We start from the raw sequence: 22,638 nt of genomic DNA on the forward strand, positions 1-22,638 counted from the left end.
TTCCTGTTCCCCTTGATATCTATCGCAAAGCGGTCCGTTTTGCAGTCCGCCGGAAAAGGACTGTCAAAACCTCGCCCAGCGTCGAGACTGCCGCGTCGATCCTGAAGGGCGCGTTAACGAAGTTTCCCGATACGGCCCGCGCACATGTTTCAATTGCCCGGATTGGGCTGTAAAGTTTGGTTAATCTTTATTCAATGGCGGTCGCTGAGCGGTGGGCCGTGAAATCGGCCGGGCGACACGCGTCTGCGCCGCTGGAGAGGGCGAATGGCGACATCGGGAAAGATCCAGGACGCGGCGTCCGCCGCTCTGACGGCGATCGAGGAGGCGCTGGATATCGGCGCGCCGCCGAACGCCGCAGGCGCTGCGGATGAGGCGAACAACCGGTCCGGCCCGCCCCAGAGTCCGAGAGCGGAAGCGCACGCGGGGGACCAGCGAAAGCCGGCCTCGGCTTACGGCGAGCAGCAGAACCGCGCTCAACCGCAGCCCGGAGCCATGGCGCCCGCCCTTGCGCCCGCGAACGACGACCGCCGCACGGTCGGCGAATTGCGGCAGGCGCTGCAGATCAAGCCCAACCGCTCGATCATGGCGCTCACCTTCGCCTCCATGGGGCTGTGGGCGGCCTGCTGGGCCCTGTATGTTTATTTCCATCAAGGCGAAATCCTCGACTCCGGCGGGTTGACGCTCGCGCCGAAGCCGGTTTTGACGCTCGCAGCGCTGATCGCGCCTCTCGTTTTTCTCTTCCTCACGGGACTGATGGCGCGCCGCGCGCATGAGATGCGGCTCATCGCCAACTCCATGACCGAAGTGGCCATTCGGCTGATCGAGCCGGAAACGGTCGCCACCGAGCAAGTCGTCTCGCTCTCTCAGGCGATCCGGCGCGAAGCCGCCTCCATGGGAGACGGCATCGAACGCGCGCTGGCAAGGGCCGGCGAACTGGAAGTGATCGTGCGCACCGAGGTGACCAACCTCGAACGCTCCTACACCGAGAATGAACGGCGCATTCGGCTTCTCATCGACGAGCTGACGCGCGAACGCGAAGCGATTGTCGTCAACGCCGACAACGCCCGTACGGCGCTCTTTGGCGCGCGCGAGACGCTGTCTCAGGAACTCGCCACGACCTCGGTCCATCTCGCCGAAGCGGTGAGCCAGGCCGGAGCGCGCGTCACCTCCTCGCTCGGCTCCAAGGGCGAAGAGATCCGGCTCGCGCTGGACGAAGCAGGCGACGCGTTTGAATCGACCTTGGCCAGTCACGGCGAAAGAGTGCTCATCGCCCTCACCCAGACCGGCGACGAAGTCGCGCAGAAAGTGACCGGCGCGAGCGAGGACGTCAGCCGCCGTTTCGCCGACGGAGTCGAGGAAGTTGGCCGCAAGCTGGAAGCCGCGAGCGAAGCGATCGCCGGCGATTTCGGCGCGCGCGGCCAAGATGTGCTCGAACGATTCGAAGAACTCGGCGCGAGTTTTTCCGAGGCGATCGGCGGCCAGGGGGAGCGGATCGTCGCGCAGCTCACGGAGACCGGCGGGGCGCTTCGCGAAACAATCGAGACGCAGGGCGGAGCCTTTGAGCGCTCGCTCGCTGAAACCCAGGAACGGCTCACGACGCGCGTCGCCGAACATGTCGAAAACGCCAAAGCGACACTCGAAACGGCGGAAACCCGAATCGTCGGCCTGCTCGAAGACACGCATCAGAAGGCGCAGAATGAATTCGAGCTGCGCGGACAAGCGCTTCATGAATCAATCTCGCGCAGCCTGAACCAGAGTTCAACGGCGCTTGTCGAACAGGTCGACGCTGTGCAGGCGCGTTTTGTCGCCGCCGCCAGCGATGCGGTGTCGGCGATCGGGACGCATGGCGACCGAGTCAATGAAACGCTCGCCGACAACTTCCAGGCCTTCGAACAGACCGTGCTCGGCCGCGGCGGCGAAGTGGCGGAACGGATCGCCGAACGAGGGCTGCAGATCGAGACCACTCTCGCCGAGCGGCTTGCCGCCTTCGAAGACGCCGTGGTGCGCAACAGCGCGGAAGCGGCCATGCGCGTCGCTGAACATGGCGATCGTGTCAGCTCCGTCATTTCGGACGGTCTCACCGCGTTTGAAGACACATTCGCCCGCCACGGCGAGGACGTCGTCTCGCGCGTCGCCGAACACAGCGAGAGGGCCGCGACGACCGTCGCGACGCAGCTCGCCGCATTCGAAACGGTGGTTGCGCTGCGCAGCGAGGAACTTGCGCAGAGCGTCGGCGAACACAGCGAGCGCGCAACGTCGGCGCTCTCCACGCAGCTCGCCGCATTCGAAGAGTCGGTCAACAGCCGCAGCGGCGAAATCGCCGAACGGGTCAGCGAGCAGAGCGAGCGCGCGACGGCGACATTGTCGGCTCAGCTCGCCGCATTCGAGGAAGCGGTCACGCAGCACAGCGACGACGTCGCGACGCGCGTAACCGAACATGGCGGACGCGCGACGTCCACCATTGCGACCCAGCTCGCCGCCTTTGAGGACACGGTTGCGCGCCACAGCGAGGAAATCGCGCAGCGCGTCAGCGAACATGGCGAAAGGGCGACGTCGACGCTGACGTCGCAGCTCGCCGCTTTCGAAGAGACAGTTGTACGCCACAGCGACGACATCGCCCTTCGCGTGAGCGAACAGAGCGAGCTGGCGACAACGACGCTCGCGGCTCAGCTGGCCTCGTTTGAGGACGCGGTCGCGCGTCATGGAGAACAGATTGCGCAGCGTGTCGGCGAGCAAGGCGAACGCGCAACATCGACGCTCTCGTCGCAACTCACCGCCTTTGAGGACTCCATCAGCCGCCACGGCGACGAGATTGCCGAGCGCGTCGGCGAGCGGGGAGAACGCGCCGCATCGACCCTCTCGGCGCAGCTCGCCGCTTTCGGAGAAGCCGTCGAGCGTCACAGCGAAGAAATCACCCAGCGCGTCAGCGAGCACGGCGAACGCGCCACGGTGGCCTTTTCGCAAGGCCTGACGACGTTCGAAGACGTCGTCGCGCGCCAGGGCGAAGATTTGGCGGCCCGGGTCGCGGCCCGCACCGAGCGCGCCGCCGCAGAACTTGGCGACAAACTCGCCGCCTTCGAAGACAGCCTCGCCCGCAACAGCGGACAGGTCAGCGACGCTGTCGCTCAGAGTCTTGAAGCGATCGAAAACGTGCTTGTGCGCCAGGGTGGCGAGATCGCGCAGCGCCTGGCGGAGCACGCCGGTAGCGCCGAAGTCGACCTCGCCGATAAGCTCGGCTCCTTCGAAGATGCCGTTAAGCGTCACAGTGAAAGCGTGGCGTCCGTCGTCGGCGAACATGCGACGCGCGTCGACCAATTGCTCGACGAGCGGCTCAACGCGCTCGAGACGGCGGGAATGCTCGTCGCCAAAACCATGGAGACGACGCGCGAACTCGCGCTGCACGAATTCGAGACGCACGGCGCGGCGTTGCGCGACAAGCTACGCCAGAGCGTCGCGGACGCCTCCTCGGCTCTCGCCGAAAACGCCGCCACGATGCATGAGCGCTTCGCCAATACGGCGAGCGACGCCGTTCTGGCGATCGCCACGCAGGGCGAGCGGCTGCATGAATTGGTGAACGATCGATTCGGCGCCTTCGAGAACGCCGTCCTGTCAGAAAGCAAAGACGTCGTGGCCTCGCTGGCGGACCATGGCGAGCGCATCGCGGTCACGCTCGGCGAACAGCTCACGCAATTCGAGAATGCGCTGCTTCGCGACGGCGGCGAGCTCGCCGACCGGGTCGGCGCGCAGGCCGAACGCCTCAGCGCCGAACTCACTCAGCGCTTCGCTGTCGTGGAGGACGTGATCGGCGGCAAGGGAACGCAGCTCGTCGACAATCTGACGACGCGGACAATGGACGCGGCCGCTCGACTCGACGCGCAAACGCAAGAGATTACGCATCGGATCGACGACCAGCTGCAGTCGCTCGACGAGACCATCCGCATGCAGGGCGGCGCGCTTGTCGAAAGGCTCTCGGCGCAAGTCGACCATTACAACGCCCGGATCGGCGACAATTCTCGCCATTTCGCTGACGAGATCGACGCGAGACTGGCCGAAATCGACGGCGCGATCGAAAGCAAAGGCGGCCATCTGGTCGAAAAGCTCGGCGCGCGCGCGATCGACATCGCGTCGACGATGTCGAACAAGATCGAAGCCTTCGAGAACGTCGCCAACGCCAGAACAATGGAGGCGGCGGACCGCATCGACGAACTGGTCGGCCGCGTTGACGCGGGCCTGGGCGTCGGCGGCCAGATGCTGCAGGAGGCGCTCTCCAAACACGCGGCTGAAGTCGCGCGGGTGATGGAAGACGGCGGGCGCCAAGTCATGCAAACGCTCGACGCAAAGATCAAAGACGTCGACTGGGTGCTGCTCTCGCGCTCGAGCGAACTTGCCCATACGATCGCCTCCAGAACAGAGGAAATCAACGAAGCGCTGGGCGGACACGCGAAGGAGCTGGAAACGACCCTCGACGGGCGCATCGCGCTGCTCGAGAACAATGTGATCAGCCGGCTCGGCGCCGTTTCTTCGGAGATCGACGAGGGAGGCCGACTGGTCGTGGACACGATCGGCGCCCGTCTGCAGGACATCAAAGACGTTCTCGCCGTCGCGCGACGCGAATTCGATACGACGCTTCATGCGCGCACCGGCGATCTCGGCCAGTCGCTCGCCGAACGCGTCGCGGAGATCAGCGACGCGCTGGATGAGCGCCTCACGCAAATGCAGACCGTGCTCGACGCACGCGGCGGAGCCGTCGCCCAGGAATTGACGACGATCGGCGATCTCGTGGCGACCGCCGTTGAAAATAGCAGCGCCGCCCTTGTCTCGCGCCTTGGCGTCAAGCGCGACGAGCTGACGAACGCGCTGGACGCCTCCCGCGAGGCGCTGGCGCTGACGCTGGAGACCAGCGCGCAGACCTCGATTGCGGCGCTGCTGGAGACAAACGAAAAGATTCGTACCGAGCTGCCCACCCTGCTCGACACGCTCGGCGAGACAAATGCCTCGCTCCATGCGGTCATCGACAAGACCGGCGGGAATCTGGTCACGCTCGAACATGAACTCGGCAGACGGCTCGCCGAGTTCCATGGCGCGCTCAACGAGGCTTCGACGCAAGTTGAACATATCAGCGCAGTGGCTGGCGGAACGATGCAAGACGCCAACGCCATCGTCGCGGCGCTCGACGAACGACAGCACACGCTAGCGCAGAGCGCGGAAAAACTGGCGCAAAGCCAGGAGGCGCTCGACGCCGTGATGGCCGCCCGCCGCCGTTCGCTCGAAGATCTGGTGACGCTCATCGAAGGCCGGCGCGCCGAATTTGAAGGCGCCATGACACAGTTCAGCGAATTGATGGACCGTTCCTTCCGCTCGATCGAGACGCGGTCGCGAGAACTTGGAGGAGAGCTGAGCGAAACCTCCCGGCAAACCGCCGATCTGATCGAGACGCGCTTTGCAGCGGTGCGCGCCGCTGCAGAAGGCGAACGCGAGCAGACGTCGGAGGCGCTGCGCGCCGCCTTCTCGGAAACCAATGAAGAGATCACCCGTCTCTTCGGCGACGCGCGCTCGAAATTCGACGCCGCGACAGACGAGATTCGCGGCCTCGCGCGCAACATTCACCGCGAGATCGAGGAGACCCGCGAGGAGGTGCGCCGCGGCGCGACCGAAATTCCGCGCGAAACCGCCGAGCAGGCGGCGGCGCTGCGGCGGGTCGTCGGCGATCAGGTGAAGGCGCTGAACGAACTCACCGACATCGTGGCGCGTTCGGGCCGCGTCTATGACATCGCCGAACAAAGCGCGCCTCCGCTCCGTCAGCCGGCCCTGGATCAAGCGACGCGCGCCGAGCACGCAGCGCCACGCGTCGCGCAGAATCGCTCGGCGGAGCCGACACGCGAGCCGCAAGGCGGATGGCTGAGCAGCCTGCTTGCGCGCGCCTCCTTCGACGACGCCGCGCCGCAGCCGCCGCGCCAGGCGCGGTCCTTGGCGACGGCGGGCGCCCTCGACAGCCTGACGCTCGACATTGCGCGTATGGTCGACAACGCCGCCGTGGCGGAGCTATGGCGCCGCTATCAGCGCGGCGAAAAGGGCGGACTTTTCGGTCGCCGTCTCTACACCGCGCAAGGCCATCAGACCTTCGAGGAAATTCGTCGCCGCTATCGCGTCGATCAGGCGTTTCGCGCGACCGCCGATCGCTACGTCCAGCATTTCGAGGATCTGCTCATCGAGACGAGTCGCGGCGATCACGACGGCTCGAAAGCGCTCGACCTGCTGACGGGCGACGCCGGCAAGGTCTACACCATGCTCAGCCACGCCTCCGGACGCTTCGAATAGCTCGAACCCTATTCGATCGATTCCGGCGGCTGGGCGCCGATGCGCGCTTCAAAAGCGACTTCGGCGCGCAGATTGTCGAGGTCGCGACCGATCGTCGCGACGGCCAGCAGCCTGTCGCCCTTGAAGTAGGAAACGGCGCAGTCGGCGGCGGCCGGATCGCCTGACATCTCCAGCCGGTCCCACGACGCGGCGTTTCCGATATAGGAAATCGCCTGGTCGTAATGCTGGCTCCAGAAGAAGGGCGCGGCGTCGAACTTTTCCTTGCGACCAAGAATGTTGCGCGCGGCTGTTTGGCCCTGACGCTCCGCGACCACCCAATGTTCGACGCGAATCCGCTCGCCCGTGATTTTGTCGGGCCAGCTGGCGATGTCGCCTGCGGCGTAAATATCGGGCGCGCTCGTCTGCAGATATTCGTCGACGAGCACGCCGCGGTCCACCGCGAGCCCGGCGGATTGGGCGAGCGAGAGATCCGGCTTCACGCCGACGCCGATGACCACGAGATCGGCGTCCAAGGTTGTGCCGCTTTTCAATTTGAGCGTGCGTTCGCCGATTTCCGTCGCCGTGTCCCCGAGGTGGAAGATGACGCCGTGGCTCTCGTGGAGCTTTCTCACATGCGCGCCGATTTCGGGGCCGAGAATGCGCGCCATCGGTATCTCCTCGGGCGCAATCACGCGCACGTCGAGACCGCGAGCGCGCAGCGACGCCGCCACCTCAAGGCCGATGAAGCTCGCGCCGATCACGGCCACGCGGCGGACCCCGGCGCAGGCCGCAATGAGGCGGTCAGCGTCGGCGAGCGAGCGCAGATAATGAACGTGGCTCCGTTCGGCTCCCGGTGTCGGCAGCTTTACGGGAAAAGCGCCCGTCGAGAGCAGCAACGCGTCGTAAGACAGCGCCGCCCCGTCAGCGAGCGTCAGCCGCTTGCCCGCCGGATCGAGCGACTCGACGCGCTGCCCCAGACGCAGTTGGACTCCGTTGTCTCGGTACCAGGCTGGGTCGCGCAACGGCAGCCAGTCCGCCTGCGCGGTTCCGGCCAAATAGTCCTTCGAGAGATTGGGCCGATCGTAGGGCTCGGCCTCATCGGCGCTGATCAGCTCCAGAATGCCGTCATAACCCTCCGCCCTGAGCATCTGCGCAGCGGCGAAGCCCGCCGCGCCGCCGCCGACGATGACGACGCCGCGCGGCTCGGCCGCGCCCTTACGCTCCGGGCGCGCGGGGTCCGGCAGCCTTTCGCGCGCAAACACCTTTCCATCGGCCTGCTCGACCCGCCACCGCGGCAGCGGATCAAAGGCGGGCGCGCGCAACGCGCGGCCGCTGCGCAGGCTGAAACAGGCATGGTGCCAGGGGCACCGGATCGAGCCGCCGATCACGAGGCCCTCGGCCAGGGGCCCATGATAATGCGTGCAATGAGCGCCGATCACGAAGAACTCGTCCCCCTGTCGCGCCATCACGGCGTCCTCGCCGGCCACATGACCAAGCAACGGGCGACCTTCGGAAATCTCGGCGGGAGCGACACCCTGCGTGAAGTCGGGGCCCTCGGGTTGATTGCGCCCCTCTTCCTTCATGTCGCTCTCTCCTGTTCCGCGCCGTCGCGCCCTGCGCGCCCGCCTATTGCCACGCTTACTAAAGAGGGCGGCGCTTGAAGAGAGGCAAGCCTCGATCTGGATGGAAGCGATCGTGATTCGTCAAGAAACGAACATTTGTCACCTTTTTAACGATGAGAGGCGCTCTGAAATCAGCATCGGCCGCCTTGGAACCATCAAAAATTGTGACATTGCCGCCACACCAATTAGAACAATTATTCGTCATGGCGTTTTTTGCTTAACAATTAAGCAGGTGCGCGGACGTTGGGCTTGAACGGAACTCCGCTCGCGAGTGATATCAATCAGATCTCGCCTCCCAGACGGAGTTCCCAGCTATGAAGTGGCCCTATCTTTCGACCGTCGCTGCACTCTCGCTAGCAACCAGCGTCACGAGCGCTGCTTATGCTCAGTCGAAATTGATGGAGGTCGACCCGACTCTCATCGAAGAGAATCAACCCGCGCCTCCGTCTGCGGCCAAGCCCGTCAAAAAAGGCCGGATCGTCAAGGGTCCGGCCGTGGCGCCGACGCCGGGATGGCTCGACACGCTGACCATCGACGGCTACGTCGAAGGCGGCATCGCGCTCAACTTCAATCAGCCGTTCAACAAGCTGAACTGGGGCCACCTCTACACGGACCGCGCCAACTGGCCGACGTTCAACGGCGCCCTCCTGACCGTGCAGCGTCCGCTCGATCCGAAGGCCGAAGGCTATGACTTCGGCTTCAAGTTTCAGGGCATGATCGGCGAGGACATGCGCTACAACCACTACCTCGGCGTTCTCGATTATGCGATCGCCTCGCGCACGCAGATCGGACCGATCGAGGCCAATGTCCAGGCGCATTTTCCATGGATTAGCCCGATCAGCGAAGGCGGCGTCGACCTCAAGGTGGGCATGTTCGCCACCTACAACGGCGCGGAAGTGATCCCGGCGAAAGACAATCTGTTCTACAGCCACTCCTACATCTTCAACTTCGGTCCGTTTATTCACACCGGCGCGATGGTCACCACCCACGTCAAGCCCTGGCTCGACGTTTATACGGGCGTGACCAGCGGCGTGAACACGAGCCTCGGGTGGCCTGGGGACAACAACGCCGCTGCGTCCTTCCACGGCGGCTTCGGCTTCAACCTGCTCGACGGCAATCTGACCATTATGGCGATCACCCATACCGGTCCCGAGAACCAGAGGCAGACCGATCCGCTCGGCGTGGGCTGGCCCGTCGGTTTCGCCAACGGCTTCCCCTTCACAGCGACCGGTTGGCCAAACGTCCTGACGGCGGGCTGGCCGGTCAACCAGGGCGGCTTCGGCGCCCCTGGCCTCTGCGCCTGCGACGTCAACACGGCGATCCGTTCGTTCAACAACCTCACGACGACCTGGAAGGCGACCGAGAATCTGACGTTCATCACCGACATCAGCTTCATGCTGGAAAGCGGCTGGAACAATAGCTCGTTCGGCCTGCCGCAAAAGGCTTGGGGCGCGGCCAACGCCATCGTCGGCGGCTTGGGCGGCAATGGCGCCTTCTGGGGCACGGCGCCGGCCTATCCGATGGGCGCGCGCGCCTTCGGCATCGCGCAATATTTCTCCTATAAGATCAACGATATCTTCAAGCTCAACGGGCGCGCCGAATTCTATCGCGACAACAACAACTTCTTCGTCAGCGCATATCCGGGCTATTACGACGCGGTCAATCTGGCGCACGGCTTCTGGTGTCCGTCCTGCATCAGCCAGAACCTGGGAACGGGCCTTTATGCGAACAGGCCGGTCTATTCCGGCACGAGCTATCTCGCCTTCACTCTCGGTATGACGATCACCCCGGAGCTGCCAAAGATGCCATTCGTCACCGGCCTGATCATCCGGCCGGAGCTGCGTTGGGACACGACCGTCAATGGCACCACGCCGTTCTTCAGCCGCAACGGCCTGAGCTCAAACCAGGGCATGTTCAATATGGACGTGATCGTTCCCTTCACGCTCCTCTAAAACGCTCTTTTCAAGAGCATCCGAAGCAAGCCGCCCGGTCCGCCGGGCGGCTTTTTTATTGTGGAGGTTCGTCGTTTGCGTGAGTGCGCGGCTGATCGCGCATGAGAATTTCGACGTCCGAGTCCTTGGTCGACTGCACGCGGAAAGTTCCCTGATATGTTTTGCCCTCGTGGCGCGCGATGGCGACATATTCGCCTTCGGCCAAAACGAGCGAAGGGAAAGCGCCGATCATCTCGCGGATGACGTCGCCGCCCGGCGTGAGCACCGAAAAGCTCGTATTGGCGAGCGCCTCGCCACCCGGCTGCTTGACGAGCTTCAAGGTCATGGTCGCCGCGCGATGGCGCAGGGTCGCCTCGATCAGCTTTCCGGCCGGGATCTTCAAATCCGCCGTAACCACGGAGTTAGTCTGGTTCGTCCCGCCCTGAGCGCCCTGCCCCGTGTCGAGCAAAGTGGACACGACGTGATAGGCGCCTTCGGGGAGGCAGATCACTTGATCGGAGTTGGCGTTGGCGAGAATGAGCTTCGCTTCGGAATTGCCGCGTTCCGGCACATAGATCGAAATTGAAAGCCGCTGCGCGGGAATTTGCGCGTCGCCCAGCTTATCGATGAGCTTCAGCCCGCCGGCGTTCAGAACGATCCGCTCGGAAACATTGCCGCCCTCTATGGCGACGCGGCGCGTGACGCCGGCAAGCCCATAGGCGGCGTGGACGATATAGGAGCCGTCCGGCAGCGGCAGCGTCGGGGTCGCCTCTTCCGACTGCGCAACGAGCTTGTGCGATCCGTCCGGCTGGGCGCTCTCCTCAAAGACACGCCAGACGAGGCCCGAGTGGACCTGCTGCTGGTCATTGGCTGCAAGCGTCGCGCTCAGCCTCAGCGCTGCTCGTCTTTCGGTCGGCGGCGCCGCAGGTCCGGCCGCTTCGCCGGCGCTATGCGGCGGATGAGGACGGCGCGGGGGCTGTTGCTGCGCTTGCGCCGGTTCGGGGAGAAGCGCTGCGCCGGCGAGCGCCGCCGCGGCGGCTCGGCCAAGCGCGTCCAATCGGACTTTTTTCATCGACCTGTCTATGCCGAGGATTGCGGTCTTTGTCGATTCTCGCCCGCCGGGAAGACCTCGTGGATGGCCGCGATCTCTCCGGGAAATAGCGCCATCGCCCCCTGAAAACCGTCGCGGCGCGCCGCCGCATAGGCCTCATTTTCCCCCGTTGGGACGTGCGCAGCGAGCGCCGGAACGCCGGCCGAGGCCGCCGCGAGTACGAGAGCCCCGCGCGCCATTTGGACGGCGGCGCCGCTACCCTCGGCAAGCCCCAGCGCCGCGCGCAGCCCGGCTTCGTCGAAGGCCAGGGCCGCAAGACGCGGCGACGCGCCGGCGAGGGAACGCAACGCCAACGCCGCGGCGGGATCGCCCCCGGCGAAAGCGCCGATCCTGGTCGCGCCGTCGGCGAGGCCGGCTTGCGCCTCGCGCACGGCGAGCTTCACCGACATGCGCTGCAGGCTCGCGGCGCCGGCGCAGGATGGCAGAAAGATGCCCTCCGGTCCCGGGCCGAACAGCGCGTCGAGGTCGGCCTCGATGAGTTCGTTCTCGAGAGGGGCGACTTCCACGAAGAGATTCGGCGCCGCGCTCTTGCCTCGCCGCTCGTTGATCAGCGCGCAGGCGCGCGCGCGGGCGCTGCGTCGCGCCGCGTCCTCCGCGCAGGGGCCAATCCGCAACAAAATCGCATCGGCGCCGCAAACGAGCGCCGCCGCGACATCCTCATCGCTGGCGTCGGACTCAATGATCAAACAGGAGCGCATGCGAGCTGAGTGGCTTTTCTCGGGAGACCTCCGATCCCTTTTAGCACGCTCAGCGGGGCCGCTGATCAGTCCGGGGCCTCGATCTCCTCCAGCACGAAGCGGATCAGCTCGTCGACCGACGAATAGCTGATCCATTTCCTGCCAGGATAGACGACCGCGACGGGGCCGTGCTCGCACTGGCCGAGGCAGCCCGACTGCGACAGACGCACGCCGTCGCGTTTGGCGAAGGGCAGCGCCTTGAGCGCTTCCTTCACCTTGGCCAGGGCCTCCTTTGCGCCGTGGTCCTCGCAGGCGGATCGGCCGTCGCGTGCGTTGACGCATACGAAGACGTGGCGGCGGAAGGGCTTGATCGCTGATTCAGTCATTGGGTTTAGTATCCGAACTGCTCGCGCAAAATTCGCTCTTCCAGCGAATGGCCGGCGTCGTGGAGAAGGACCAGACTGGTGGCGTGGTCCATCACAACGTCCACATAAGCAAGGTCGCGGAATTCGTCATGATCGGCGACGACGGAGACCGGCCGCTTCGCCGCTTCGAGGACCTCGATCCGCACCTTGGCGAGATCGGGCAGCAGAGCGCCATGCCAGCGGCGCGGGCGGAAAGCGGAGATCGGCGTCAAGGCCATCAGCGGCGCATCGAGCGGCAGGATCGGACCATTGGCGGAAAGATTGTAGGCGGTCGAGCCCGCGGGCGTCGACACCAGCACGCCGTCGGTGACGAGCTCCGGCAGCCGCTCCTGGCCGTTGACCAGAATGCGCAGCTTGGCGATCTGCGAGGTCTGGCGCAACAGCGACACCTCATTGATGGCGTGCGCCGAGAACTCGTCGCCGCGCACATTGACGGCATGCATCAGCAAGGGGTGAATGATCGAAGGCTTGGCCTCGGCGATGCGCTTGCGCAGCCCCGTCTCGCGATACTGGTTCATCAGAAAGCCGACGGAGCCGCGATTCATGCCGTAGATCGGCTTGCCGGCGTCCATGAACCGATGCAGCGTGCGAAGCATAAGTCCGTCGCCCCCGAGCGCGACGATGCAATCGGCCTCCTCAGGCGGGCAGTCGCCGTATTTTTCAATCAGGCGCTGGCGCGAGTCCTCCGCCTCCGGCGCGCCCGACGCGAGAAAAGCCAAATGGGCGCACGGTTTCTTCCCGTGATTCTGCTGATCTCCGGCGGCGCCCATCGCAAACTCCCTCTCACGCTCGCCGCAGCCGCCGCGATGCCTTCCGCATACACCGGCGCGAGCCCGGAGGGAACGGCGCCGGCGCAAGCTCCGTGCGAGCCCCGCTCCGGCGGCCTCAATATGTCCAGCTCATTCGGCCTCGCCGGCGCCCCATAGCCATGCGGCGCCGCGCACGCCGCCCGAGTCGCCATGCGAGTTCGGCAGGATTTTCGTATCGAAAGCGTCGGTGACGGCGTTCTCCCCCACGCGCGCGGCCAGTCCCTCATAGAGGCGCGAGATGTTGGAAAGTCCGCCGCCGAGCACGATGACGTCAGGATCGATGAGATCGACGACCACCGCCAGCGCCCGCGCCAGACGATCCTGATAGCAGTCGAGGCTTGCGCGCGCGGCGGGCTCGCCGGCTTCCGCCAGCGCGGCGATATCACTCGCGAGTCGGCGCGCGCCGGAGCGCTTTTCATAGTCGCGCGACAGGCCGGCGCCGCAAAGAAACGTCTCGACGCAGCCGCTGTGCCCGCAAAAGCAGGGGCTCCCGGGATATTCCTCCGGAGTCATCCACGGCAGCGGCGTATGGCCCCATTCGCCGGCGACGCTATTGCGCCCCTCGAGAATCTTGCCATTGACGATGACGCCGCCGCCGACGCCGGTGCCAAGAATGACGCCGAACACTACGCCGGCGCCGCGGCCGGCGCCGTCGATCGCCTCCGACAGCGCGAAGCAATTGGCGTCATTGGCGACCCGCACCGGGCGTCCGAGCGCCCGCGCGAGATCGACGTCGAGCGGCTTGCCGTTGACGACGACCGTGTTGGAATTTTTCACGAGGCCGGTATGCGTCGAGATCGCGCCGGGTGCGCCGACGCCCACGACGCCGCGCCGCCCGACATTCGACTCGATATCGCGCACGAGAGTCGCGACGGCGTCGATGATCGCCGCATAATCGTCCGCCGGCGTCGCGACGCGGCGACGCGCCAGCGTCTCGCCGGCGGCGTCGAGCGCGATCGCCTCGATTTTGGTGCCGCCGAGATCAACGCCGATGCGGATAACGTCGCGCGTCATTTCACGCGGGCGCGATCGAGGTTCTGCGCGCCTGCGAGCGCGGCCCCGGCGGCGGCGTCGATCTGCGCGGAATCGAGATCGAGACCGTCAGTCCTGGCGCCGATCCAGTTTGCGCCAGTCAAATCCGCGCCAGCGGCGTCGGCGCCCTTCAGATTCGCCTCGGAAAAATCCGCGCCCGCGGCGCGCGCGAAGCGCAGATCGGCGCTCGCGAGATTTGCCTTGTGAAAACGCGCGCCTTCGAGCACGGCCGAGCGCAGCACCGCGCGCATCAATCCCATCGACTGGTTCTTCATGTCGGCGGAGAGATCCGCCTCGCTGAAATTGGCGCCGCGCGCCGATGCGCCGGTCAGATCGCCGGCGAGACGCGCATGCGCGAAGTCTGCGCCGTCGGCCTTTATACGCTGCATCTGCGAAGCGAAGGCGTGCGCCCCCTTCAGCGATGCGCCGGTGAGGTCGGCTTCGATCAGCCAGGCCTGATCGAGAATCGCGTCGTCGAGCCGCGCGCCGGCGAGCGACGTCTTGTTCATGCGGGCCGCGTGAAAATCAACGCCGTGCAGATCGAGGCCGGAAAGATCGAGGCCGTTGAGGCTTTTTTCCGAAAGATCGATCTTATGTCCGCTCTCGCGATGCAGCAGCGCCGTTTCGACGTCGGCGCGCGTCAATTCAGCCTTGGAATAAGCCGGCTGCGCAAGATCGACGCCTTGCAGCATATCCTGCGCGCGGAGGTCTTGAGCGGACAATGACGCGACGCAGACGAAGATGAAGCTCAGACGCATACGCACGAACTCTTCCTTCTGCCGGCGCTTACGCCGCGTCGGCGTTGCGATCAGCCGAAGCGCCGGCGCTCAGCGCCTGCGCCTGCTCGACCCACCCATTGCGCTTCACCCGCCCCGCCGCGCCGATGGACGCCTCGATCCATTTGATGTTGTCGACGCTCCAGCCGGCGATCTGATCATAATGGAAAACGCCGAGCGCGTGCAGCTTCTCGACGCTCTTTGGTCCGACGCCCTTGATTTTTGCGAGATCGTCCGCCGCGCCGTTGCGTGGCGCGGGAAGCGCGGCAGGCGGAGCGCCCGGCGCCATCTTGGCGCTCGGCGCGCGCATTTGCGCGGCTTTTTCATTCAGCGCCTTGGCGGCGGAAGCCGCCGCCTCTAGCGCCGGCTCAACGCTCGTCGCCGTCTCTAGCTGCGCAGTCGTAACGATCTCATCTTGCTCATCTTGCGGTTCGGGCGACGGCGCGACAGTCGATTCGTAATCGTCGCGCGTCGCGCCGCGCAATACAACGATCGGCCGCTTCGCGGCGTAAGCGGGCGCGGCCTGGGTCGTCTTGAGCGCGCCGCCAACCGGCAGACCGACGAGATAAGCGAGCGCCGCGATCAGCAACACATCCATCGTCAGCGCCGCGCGCCCGTCAAGGAGCCCCAGCCATGAGGTGGCTGCGCCCGCGCCGAGCGTCACGGCGATCGCGATAACGTTCCAGCCGGGCGCCGCAGGGGCGTCCTTCGCCGGCGAGGTCGTCACATAGCCGGCAAGCGTGCCAAGCCCGCAGGCGGCGGCGAACCAAGGCCAGCCAAGCGTCAGCAAGTAGGACATCTGCCGTCTCCTTCTCTGGCGCTACTTGACGACGATTTCGACGCGGCGATTGCGCGCGCGATTTTCGTCAGTGTCATTGGAAGCGATTGGGCGCTCGCCGCCATAGCCGACGGCGCTTATTCTGAACGGGTCGACTCCGGCCTTCGCCAAGCGTTCGACGACCGCCTGCGCGCGACGCTTGCTGCGCCCCAGATTCACTTCGGCGATGCCGATGTTGTCGGTGTGCGCCGCGATTTCGAGAGCAGCGCCCTGGCAGCGCAGCGCCGTCGCGGCGATCGCATCGATGAGAGGCGCGGATTCCGCGGCGATCGCCGAATCGTCGGACGCAAAGACGATTGGCGATTTGGCGAGAAGCTCGGAGAGCGCCGCGCCACATTGGCTTGCAACAAGCGGCGAGCCGACGATGCGGGTCGACAGCTGCGCCTCGCCACGGAAACTCTGCGGAAGCGCATCGGCGAAGCTCGCCGCAATCTCGGCGCGCGCGCTCTGATGACGCGCGACGCCCGCGAGCGAGATATTCGAATCGCTGATCGCAAGCTTGCCTTCGTCGAGCCGCGCCAACGCGGCAAGCGAATGATTCGTCGCTTCCGCGAAGTTCTGCGGCGCCCCTTTCGCGATGACGAGCCGATCGACGACTTTCGCGTCGAAGAAATTCCTGCGCGCGGTTTCGACGAGGCGATTACGGACGGCCTCATCTGGCGCGTAGCCAGTGAGCGTAACGTCTCCGCCGGCGCGCTGGGCGCTGAAAACATACGGCGTCATCGGACCCGCCATGACGTCGAGCCGCGCAATCTCAAATCCTGAAGGCAACCGCGCTTTGGCGTCGGCCCGGATCGTCTCGCCCAATATGTTCTGGCGCCCCTGCCCTTCGATGATGATCTTGCCATCGGATACCGCGACTTTGCCTTGCGACAACTTGCCGAGTTCACCGACCGCGAATGCAAGCGCGCCGGCGAAGTCTCCGGCCGGCGCGCCGGCGCCGAGCTGAATCGCATCGCTGACCGCGGCGCCGGCGCCCACGGAGGCCGCCATCGCGACGACCTGTTTGCGCAGATCGTTGCTCGGCAAATGGCCGGAGAGACTGATGACACCGTCGCGCGCCGCCGCTGAAAACACGTAGGGAGAAACACGCGGCGGCGACACGTCGACCTTTACCGCGCTCGCGCCGAACGGCGACGCCTTGAGCGCGGCGAGCGCCTTGTCGTAATCGGCCGCGCTGCGCGCTTCGCCGGAAACAGCCAGAGTCGCGTCGGTCATCGTCGTCGATGCGGGATCGAGTTCGGCGAGGCGGCGCACGGCGAAGGACGCGAGTTCGGGGAAGGATTGCGGCGCGCCGTCGGCGTAGGCGGCGGAGTCCGACACTTCTAGCCCTAGGGCGGCGATCTCTGCGCGCAGCCTTTCGCGCGCGCCCGTCGGCGGGACGTTGCCCGAGATTGTGGCCTTGCCGCCGCGGCGTTCGAGTCGCAGGACGAAGGGCGTCGCGCGCGAGAGAGGCTGCGTCGCATCGATCATGCGCCGCGCCGGCGTTTCAACACCCAGCGCCGTCAAAAGCTGAGTTTTCACGTCAGGCGACAGCGAAATGCCGGCAAGGACGACGTCACGGCCCGCGACGCGGACCTCCGGCCTGTCGATCGCGTCAGGCGACTGTGCGACTCGCAACAAGATCGCAGCGCGCAGATCGTCCTCAATACGAGGCGTCAGCGCGCTCTGCGCAAAATAGGCCAGTCCAAAAAGGACCGGCAGTCCAATCCACCATTTTTTGGGAAGGTGCATCGACGTCTTGCCCCCCATCGAAGAGAGAATCAGCAAAGACGCGCTTAACTCAACCGCACATGGTCCTTTTGCGCGGCGACGTGTCAATATGATGGCAAACAAAAATGGGGAACGCGGCTGCGCCGCGCTCCCCAAAGGCGAAGAAGAGTCCTGGTCGACTCTGAAATAGGATTCGCCCGCTCTTCGACAAGGCTACTTTGATGAAAAGCGTGCGCTTGCAGGCGGCCTGCCGGGGAGAAAAGGCGCCATGCCGGCGCGCGCCAATTCGTCGGCGCGCTCGTTCATGTCATGGCCCGAATGGCCTTTGACCCAATGCCAACCGACGTCATGCCGCTCCGCCGCCGCTTCCAGCCTTTGCCACAGATCGACGTTCTTAACCGGCTTTCGGTCGGCGGTGCGCCAGCCGCGCGCTTTCCAGCCGGCGATCCATGAGGTGACTCCGCTGCGCAAATATTGCGAATCGGTATGGAGATCCACCGCGCAAGCACGAGTCAGAGTCTCAAGCGCCATGATCGCCGCCATCAGCTCCATGCGATTATTGGTGGTGAGCGGCTCGCCGCCGTTGATCTCTTTTTCGCGATCGCCAAAGCGGAGAATCGCGCCCCAGCCGCCCGGCCCCGGATTTCCCGAGCAGGCGCCATCCGTCCAGATCTCGACGCCGCGCGTCATGAGCCGAGGCCATAGACGCGCACGTCAGGGGCGGATTGGTGAAATCGAAGCTTGGCGAGATATTCGCGCGGATCCTTGGGACGCACCAGCGCGCCTGCCGGCACATTGAGCCAGTCGACGTAGCGGGTGAGCAGAAAACGCAGCGCGGCGCCGCGAGCGAGCGTCGGAAAGGCCGCGATCTCGGCGGTTGAAAGCGGCCGGAGCCGCCGGTAGGCGTCGAGCAGCGCGAAGCCCTTGTCCGGTTGATAGCGAAGCTCGGCGTCAAAGCACCAGGCGTTCAGGCAAATCGCCAGGTCATATGCGTAGGCGTCGGTGCAGGCGAAGTAAAAGTCGATCAGCCCCGAGATGCGCTCGCCGAGAAAGAAAACATTGTCGGGGAAGAGATCGGCGTGAATGACGCCGCTCGGCAAATCTCGCGGCCAGTTGCGCTCCAGATGATCGAGTTCCGCGTCGACGAGCGCGCGCAATCCCGTCGCGACCTCTTCCGCACGCGATGCGCACGTCGAAAAAAGCGGCCGCCATCCCTCGATAGAAAGCGCGTTGCGGCGCCGCTGCGCGAAATCGGCGCCGGCGAGGTGCAGTTGCGCGAGAGTCGCGCCGAGCGCGGCGCAGTGCGCGGTTTCGGGATGGTGGATCGAATAGCCGTCCAGAAAAGTGACGATGACCGCAGGTCGGCCGGCGAGGCGCCCCAGCGCAAGCCCGGCGCGGTTCTTTACCGGCAGCGGGCAGGTCACGCCCCGCGCCGCGAGATGTTCCATGAGGTTCAGGAAGAATGGCAAATCGGCTTCAGCGACGCGCTTTTCGTAAAGCGTGAGGATGAAGCTGCCGGCGCCGGTGTGGAGATAGTAGTTGGAGTTTTCGACCCCCTCGGCGATGCCTTTGCAGGAGAGCAGCGGCCCGAGATCATATGTCGCGAGGAAAGCGATCAGCTCCTCGTCGTCAACCTGCGTGTAGACGGCCATGGGCGCCGACCGTTCACTGCGGGCCGCCCTCAGGCGATCGCCCGCAGCTCCTTGGGCAGAGGGAAGGACACGTTCTCGTCGGCGCTGGAGATGGTCTCGACGACAATGTCGTAGCGTTCGGCGAATGCGTCCATGATTTCTTCAACCAGAACTTCGGGCGCGGACGCGCCGGCCGTAATGCCGAGCGACGATATCCTGCCAAAAATCTCCCAGTCGATCTCGCCCCGGCCCTGCACGAGTTGCGCCGGCGCCCCGGCGCGCTCGGCCACCTCGCGCAGCCGCTGCGAGTTCGACGAGTTGGGCGAGCCAACCACGATCACGGCCTCGACATGCGGGGCGACCTCCTTCACCGCAGCCTGGCGGTTCGTCGTCGCATAGCAGATGTCTTCCTTGTGCGGGCCAATGATTTTTGGAAAGCGCCGCATCAGCGCGCTGACGATCTCCTGGGAGTCGTCGAGCGAGAGCGTCGTTTGCGTCACATAAGCCAGATTCGTTTCGTCATCGAGTTTGAGCCGCCCAATGTCCTCCACGGATTCGACCAGCACCACCGCCCCTTCCGGCAGCTGTCCCATGGTGCCCACGACCTCAGGATGGCCGGAATGTCCAACGAGCAACACCCGGCGGCCGCGCCGCCAGTGAATTTCCGCCTCTCGATGCACTTTGGTGACGAGTGGGCAGGTCGCGTCGATGGCGAGGAGCCCGCGTCCGGCCGCTGCGGCCGAAACCGCTTTGGCGACCCCATGCGCCGAGAAGATCACCGGCGCGTTCGTGTTCGGAATTTCGTCGAGCTCCTCGACGAAAACCGCGCCCTTCGCCTTAAGCGATTCGACGACGTAGCGATTGTGAACGATCTCATGGCGCACATAAACGGGTGGCCCAAACTTGGCCAGCGCCCGCTCGACGGCGTCGATTGCGCGCACGACGCCGGCGCAAAATCCGCGCGGCGAGCAAAGCAGTATCTTAAGCGGCGGCTTGGTCGGCCGGGGGTGAACGTTCATCTTCGCGCCTTTTGGCAGAGGCGGCGCGAGGCGGCGAGCCGCTCAAGCGCCAAACGCGGCCATCCGGATCACCCGGCTGAATGCCGGCAAGCAATGTCGCGCATGTGCGACGGTGTCAAGCCGCCGGCGCAGCGCGGATCTGCTGCGGGAGACCCATCGGCGAACGCGGACAATGCGTTGCTGACGGCGGTGCGCCGCAACAAGTTTCCTGCTCCGCAGTCGATTGGCGCGACCGCCGGACTGTGACACCATGACGGCGGGCTCGGCGTCCGGGCTCGCGTGAACGGAGCTGCGCGCATGTCCTATCTCGACGAGATTTTGCAGTCCGCGCAAGGCGGCCAGTTGGTCTCCAATCTGGCTCAGCGCTACGGCCTCTCCGACGAACAGATGGACCGCGCCATCAAAGCCCTCGCTCCCGCGCTCGAAGTCGGCCTGAGCAACGCCGCCGAACAGCCGGCGCTGTTCGAAAAGGTTTTGGGCGATATCGCGTCCCCGCTGCGCGCGGCCGCCTTCGAAGACCCCAGCGCCGCGCAGGACGTGGACTCTCTGGCCCAGTCGCGACAGCTGCTCGCCGATCTCTTCGGCTCTCCGGCGGCTGCCGGGCGCGTCGTTCAGGTCGCCTCTCGCGAGTCGGGGCTGCGTCCGGACATTCTCTCGCAACTGCTTCCGGTGCTCGTCTCGGTGCTCATCGGCGGATTATTCAAAAATGTGAGCAACCGGGGCCTCGGCGGCGTTCTCGGCCAGCTCGTCAGTTCAGGCGCGCTCGGCTCCATTTTGGAGCAGATGCTCGGCGGCGGCGCGCGCACGCCGCAGCCCGAACCCGCGCCGATGCCGACGCCCCGAGGCGGCGCAACAGGCGGCGGCGGCCTGCTGGGCGGCCTCTTGGGATCGATCCTGGGCTCCCTGCTCGGCGGCGGCCGCCGCACCACGCCGGATTCTTATGGCGGACTCACAAATGACGCCGGCGGCCGGGGCCGGGGCGGCCCGCTTGACCTCGACCGAGGCGCTGGGCACTCTCAAGGACTGCCCGAGGACATGGATCAGGCGTCCATTCAGCAGGCGATTGAAGAGATCAAGAAGACGCTGCAGATCGGACGCGGCGGCGGCGGCGAAAACACCGGCGCGCGCTCGGACTTCGAAAGCATTCTCGGCCAGATGTTCGGCAAGCGCTAAGAGGCTGGCCGGCCAAGCTCGGATCAGCCCGCGCAAGTTCTAAACGCCTGACGCCCTTCGGATCGCGCGGGCTCGGCCGCAGGCTTGCGCAACGCCCGCTTTCCTGCAATCCATCGGCGCGATTCCTGCACCCGCGAGTCGCGTCCGCGCCGCAATCGCGCGTCTCCTCTAACTCGGAAAACTCCCCGTAGATGGCCCGCGACGTATCCGACACGACGCCGATCACGTCGCGCAACATGTTGGTCGAATGGCTCGAAGCCGGCTCCAAGACCGGCGGCGCGCCGCTGCTTATCGGCACGGAGCACGAGAAGATCCCCTTCTATGCGGCCGACGATTCGCCGGTCCCCTATGAGGGCGCCGGCGGCCGGGGCGGCGTGCGCGCGCTGCTTGAGGGCTTGCGCGACACGCTCGGATGGGCGCCCATCCTCGACCGGGACGCGCTGATCGGCCTCTATCAGTCCGACGGCGGCGGCGCGATTTCGCTCGAGCCCGGCGGACAATTCGAACTCTCCGGGGCGCCGCTGGCCGACGTCCACGCCACGCATGACGAGCTTGACGCGCATTTCGCGGCCCTTGCGCCCGTGGCCCGCGCGCTTGGCGTGCGCTTCCTTGATCTGGGCGCAAGCCCCAAATGGTCGCGCGCGGAGACGCCGACCATGCCCAAGCAGCGCTACGCCATCATGCAAGCCTACATGCCGAAAGTTGGCGCGCTCGGGCTCGATATGATGTTTCGCACGGCGACCGTGCAGGTCAACATCGACTTCGTCGACGAAGCCGACATGGTTGAAAAAACGCGTGTCGGCCTCGCTTTACAGCCGCTCATCACCGCGATGTTCGCCAACTCGCCATTTCTCGACGGCAAACCGACCGGCCGGCTGTCGCAACGGTCCTATATTTGGCTCGACACCGATCCCGACCGAACCGGCATGCTGCCCTTCGCCTTCGAGAAGGGATTCGGCTTCGAGCGCTACGTCGACTATGCGCTCGACGTGCCGATGTATTTCGTCAAACGCGGCGACGTCTATCACGACGTGGCTGGAGCGAGCTTTCGGGACTTGCTGGAGGGCCGGCTTCAGCAGCTGCCTGGCGAGCGCGCCACAATGTCCGACTGGGCCAATCACCTCTCGACGATCTTTCCGGAGGTGAGGTTAAAGACCTATCTCGAAATGCGCGGCGCGGACGCAGGCCCTCGCGCCCATTTCACCGCCCTTCCCGCGCTTTGCGCCGGTCTGTTCTATGACGCCGCCGCGCTCGATCAGGCGCGCGAACTGACGAAGGGGTGGAGCGCCGCCGCGCGTCAGGCGCTACGCGCCGATGTGCCCGGTCTGGCGCTCGATGCGAGAATCGAGGGCCGTAGCCTGCGCGACGTTGGGCGCGACGTTCTCGCGCTGGCGAAAGGCGGCTTGCGCCAACGCGCCCGCCTCGACGCCAAAGGGCGCGACGAAAGCATTTTTCTCGCACCCCTGGAAGCGATTATCGAAGACGGACGCACTTTGGCCCAGCGCCGCTTGGACGCCTATTACGGCGGGTGGGGACAGTCGATCGACGCCGCCTTCACCGATTGCGTGCTTCCGCAATAATATT

The 22,638-nt window shown here is 65.4% G+C and carries 17 protein-coding genes; 5 read left to right on the forward strand and 12 right to left on the reverse strand.

Annotated features, from left to right (window positions below; all coding sequences use genetic code 11):
• Positions 1–264 precede the first annotated feature (264 nt).
• Positions 265–6,318, forward strand: a complete 6,054-nt coding sequence (locus A3OO_RS0115650) for an apolipoprotein A-IV repeat region-like domain-containing protein (protein ID WP_018408784.1) — start codon at positions 265–267, stop codon at positions 6,316–6,318.
• An 8-nt stretch (positions 6,319–6,326) separates the two neighbouring features.
• Here the strand turns inward: A3OO_RS0115650 and A3OO_RS0115655 are convergent, their stop codons facing one another.
• Positions 6,327–7,880, reverse strand: coding sequence for an FAD-dependent oxidoreductase (locus tag A3OO_RS0115655; protein WP_018408785.1), 1,554 nt, complete (start codon positions 7,878–7,880; stop codon positions 6,327–6,329).
• Between A3OO_RS0115655 and A3OO_RS23660 the strand changes: the two genes are divergently transcribed.
• Together A3OO_RS23660 and A3OO_RS0115660 are read left to right on the forward strand one after the other, a co-directional pair.
• Positions 7,879–8,172 carry a hypothetical protein gene (locus tag A3OO_RS23660; protein WP_156824839.1) on the forward strand — a complete coding sequence of 98 codons (294 nt, stop codon included), beginning with the start codon at positions 7,879–7,881 and terminating at the stop codon, positions 8,170–8,172. The two genes, A3OO_RS0115655 and A3OO_RS23660, sit on opposite strands and share 2 nt — an antisense overlap.
• Positions 8,173–8,233: 61 nt before the next feature.
• On the forward strand, positions 8,234–9,871 hold the full coding sequence (locus tag A3OO_RS0115660; protein ID WP_026223041.1) for an outer membrane beta-barrel protein: 1,638 nt from the start codon (positions 8,234–8,236) through the stop codon (positions 9,869–9,871).
• Between the two features lie 55 nt (positions 9,872–9,926).
• Here A3OO_RS0115660 and A3OO_RS0115665 read toward each other — a convergent pair whose 3' ends face one another.
• From A3OO_RS0115665 to ispH, 11 genes are all read right to left on the reverse strand, one after another.
• Entirely contained in the window at positions 9,927–10,922 is a 996-nt protein-coding gene (locus A3OO_RS0115665) for a hypothetical protein (protein WP_018408787.1), read from the reverse strand.
• Between the two features lie 8 nt (positions 10,923–10,930).
• The gene (locus A3OO_RS0115670; RefSeq protein ID WP_018408788.1) at positions 10,931–11,647 is read right to left on the reverse strand and encodes an aldolase/citrate lyase family protein; all 717 of its coding nucleotides are present in this window, start codon (positions 11,645–11,647) and stop codon (positions 10,931–10,933) included.
• 77 nt (positions 11,648–11,724) lie between these two features.
• Positions 11,725–12,024, reverse strand: coding sequence for a (2Fe-2S) ferredoxin domain-containing protein (locus A3OO_RS0115675; protein WP_018408789.1), 300 nt, complete (start codon positions 12,022–12,024; stop codon positions 11,725–11,727).
• A 5-nt stretch (positions 12,025–12,029) separates the two neighbouring features.
• Entirely contained in the window at positions 12,030–12,833 is an 804-nt protein-coding gene (locus A3OO_RS0115680) for an NAD kinase (protein WP_026223043.1), read from the reverse strand.
• Between the two features lie 129 nt (positions 12,834–12,962).
• Complete coding sequence (locus A3OO_RS0115690; RefSeq protein ID WP_018408792.1) at positions 12,963–13,886, reverse strand: ROK family protein; 924 nt, start codon at positions 13,884–13,886, stop codon at positions 12,963–12,965.
• Complete coding sequence (locus tag A3OO_RS0115695) at positions 13,883–14,662, reverse strand: pentapeptide repeat-containing protein (RefSeq protein WP_018408793.1); 780 nt, start codon at positions 14,660–14,662, stop codon at positions 13,883–13,885. Before A3OO_RS0115695 ends, A3OO_RS0115690 begins: the two co-directional genes overlap by 4 nt.
• A 28-nt stretch (positions 14,663–14,690) precedes the next feature.
• On the reverse strand, positions 14,691–15,479 hold the full coding sequence (locus tag A3OO_RS0115700; RefSeq protein ID WP_018408794.1) for a hypothetical protein: 789 nt from the start codon (positions 15,477–15,479) through the stop codon (positions 14,691–14,693).
• A gap of 21 nt (positions 15,480–15,500) precedes the next feature.
• Positions 15,501–17,252 carry an OmpA family protein gene (locus A3OO_RS0115705; protein WP_245257176.1) on the reverse strand — a complete coding sequence of 584 codons (1,752 nt, stop codon included), beginning with the start codon at positions 17,250–17,252 and terminating at the stop codon, positions 15,501–15,503.
• A 192-nt stretch (positions 17,253–17,444) separates the two neighbouring features.
• Positions 17,445–17,921 carry a ribonuclease HI gene (gene rnhA / locus A3OO_RS0115715; protein ID WP_018408796.1) on the reverse strand — a complete coding sequence of 159 codons (477 nt, stop codon included), beginning with the start codon at positions 17,919–17,921 and terminating at the stop codon, positions 17,445–17,447.
• Entirely contained in the window at positions 17,918–18,883 is a 966-nt protein-coding gene (thrB, locus tag A3OO_RS0115720; RefSeq protein WP_018408797.1) for a homoserine kinase, read from the reverse strand. Before thrB ends, rnhA begins: the two co-directional genes overlap by 4 nt.
• Before the next feature lie 29 nt (positions 18,884–18,912).
• On the reverse strand, positions 18,913–19,881 hold the full coding sequence (gene ispH / locus A3OO_RS0115725) for a 4-hydroxy-3-methylbut-2-enyl diphosphate reductase (protein ID WP_018408798.1): 969 nt from the start codon (positions 19,879–19,881) through the stop codon (positions 18,913–18,915).
• A 297-nt stretch (positions 19,882–20,178) separates the two neighbouring features.
• Between ispH and A3OO_RS0115735 the strand changes: the two genes are divergently transcribed.
• Together A3OO_RS0115735 and A3OO_RS0115740 are read left to right on the forward strand one after the other, a co-directional pair.
• On the forward strand, positions 20,179–21,054 hold the full coding sequence (locus A3OO_RS0115735; protein WP_018408800.1) for a DUF937 domain-containing protein: 876 nt from the start codon (positions 20,179–20,181) through the stop codon (positions 21,052–21,054).
• 191 nt (positions 21,055–21,245) lie between these two features.
• Positions 21,246–22,634 (forward strand): glutamate--cysteine ligase, encoded by a 1,389-nt coding sequence (locus A3OO_RS0115740; protein WP_018408801.1) that lies wholly within the window; start codon positions 21,246–21,248, stop codon positions 22,632–22,634.
• Positions 22,635–22,638: the final 4 nt, after the last annotated feature.

The sequence above is a fragment of the Methylocystis rosea SV97 genome (assembly GCF_000372845.1).
GTDB classification, from domain to species: domain Bacteria; phylum Pseudomonadota; class Alphaproteobacteria; order Rhizobiales; family Beijerinckiaceae; genus Methylocystis; species Methylocystis rosea.

Excerpts from the sequence above, each read along its gene's own strand:
- A3OO_RS0115650 (WP_018408784.1), top strand. The coding sequence starts at position 265 with ATGGCGACATCGGGAAAGATCCAGGACGCGGCGTCCGCCGCTCTGACG.
- A3OO_RS23660 (WP_156824839.1), top strand. The coding sequence starts at position 7,879 with ATGTCGCTCTCTCCTGTTCCGCGCCGTCGCGCCCTGCGCGCCCGCCTA.
- A3OO_RS0115655 (WP_018408785.1), bottom strand. The coding sequence starts at position 7,880 with ATGAAGGAAGAGGGGCGCAATCAACCCGAGGGCCCCGACTTCACGCAG.
- A3OO_RS0115660 (WP_026223041.1), top strand. The coding sequence starts at position 8,234 with ATGAAGTGGCCCTATCTTTCGACCGTCGCTGCACTCTCGCTAGCAACC.
- A3OO_RS0115665 (WP_018408787.1), bottom strand. The coding sequence starts at position 10,922 with ATGAAAAAAGTCCGATTGGACGCGCTTGGCCGAGCCGCCGCGGCGGCG.
- A3OO_RS0115675 (WP_018408789.1), bottom strand. The coding sequence starts at position 12,024 with ATGACTGAATCAGCGATCAAGCCCTTCCGCCGCCACGTCTTCGTATGC.
- A3OO_RS0115680 (WP_026223043.1), bottom strand. The coding sequence starts at position 12,833 with ATGGGCGCCGCCGGAGATCAGCAGAATCACGGGAAGAAACCGTGCGCC.
- A3OO_RS0115690 (WP_018408792.1), bottom strand. The coding sequence starts at position 13,886 with ATGACGCGCGACGTTATCCGCATCGGCGTTGATCTCGGCGGCACCAAA.
- A3OO_RS0115695 (WP_018408793.1), bottom strand. The coding sequence starts at position 14,662 with ATGCGTCTGAGCTTCATCTTCGTCTGCGTCGCGTCATTGTCCGCTCAA.
- A3OO_RS0115700 (WP_018408794.1), bottom strand. The coding sequence starts at position 15,479 with ATGTCCTACTTGCTGACGCTTGGCTGGCCTTGGTTCGCCGCCGCCTGC.
- A3OO_RS0115705 (WP_245257176.1), bottom strand. The coding sequence starts at position 17,252 with ATGCACCTTCCCAAAAAATGGTGGATTGGACTGCCGGTCCTTTTTGGA.
- rnhA (WP_018408796.1), bottom strand. The coding sequence starts at position 17,921 with ATGACGCGCGGCGTCGAGATCTGGACGGATGGCGCCTGCTCGGGAAAT.
- thrB (WP_018408797.1), bottom strand. The coding sequence starts at position 18,883 with ATGGCCGTCTACACGCAGGTTGACGACGAGGAGCTGATCGCTTTCCTC.
- ispH (WP_018408798.1), bottom strand. The coding sequence starts at position 19,881 with ATGAACGTTCACCCCCGGCCGACCAAGCCGCCGCTTAAGATACTGCTT.
- A3OO_RS0115735 (WP_018408800.1), top strand. The coding sequence starts at position 20,179 with ATGTCCTATCTCGACGAGATTTTGCAGTCCGCGCAAGGCGGCCAGTTG.
- A3OO_RS0115740 (WP_018408801.1), top strand. The coding sequence starts at position 21,246 with ATGGCCCGCGACGTATCCGACACGACGCCGATCACGTCGCGCAACATG.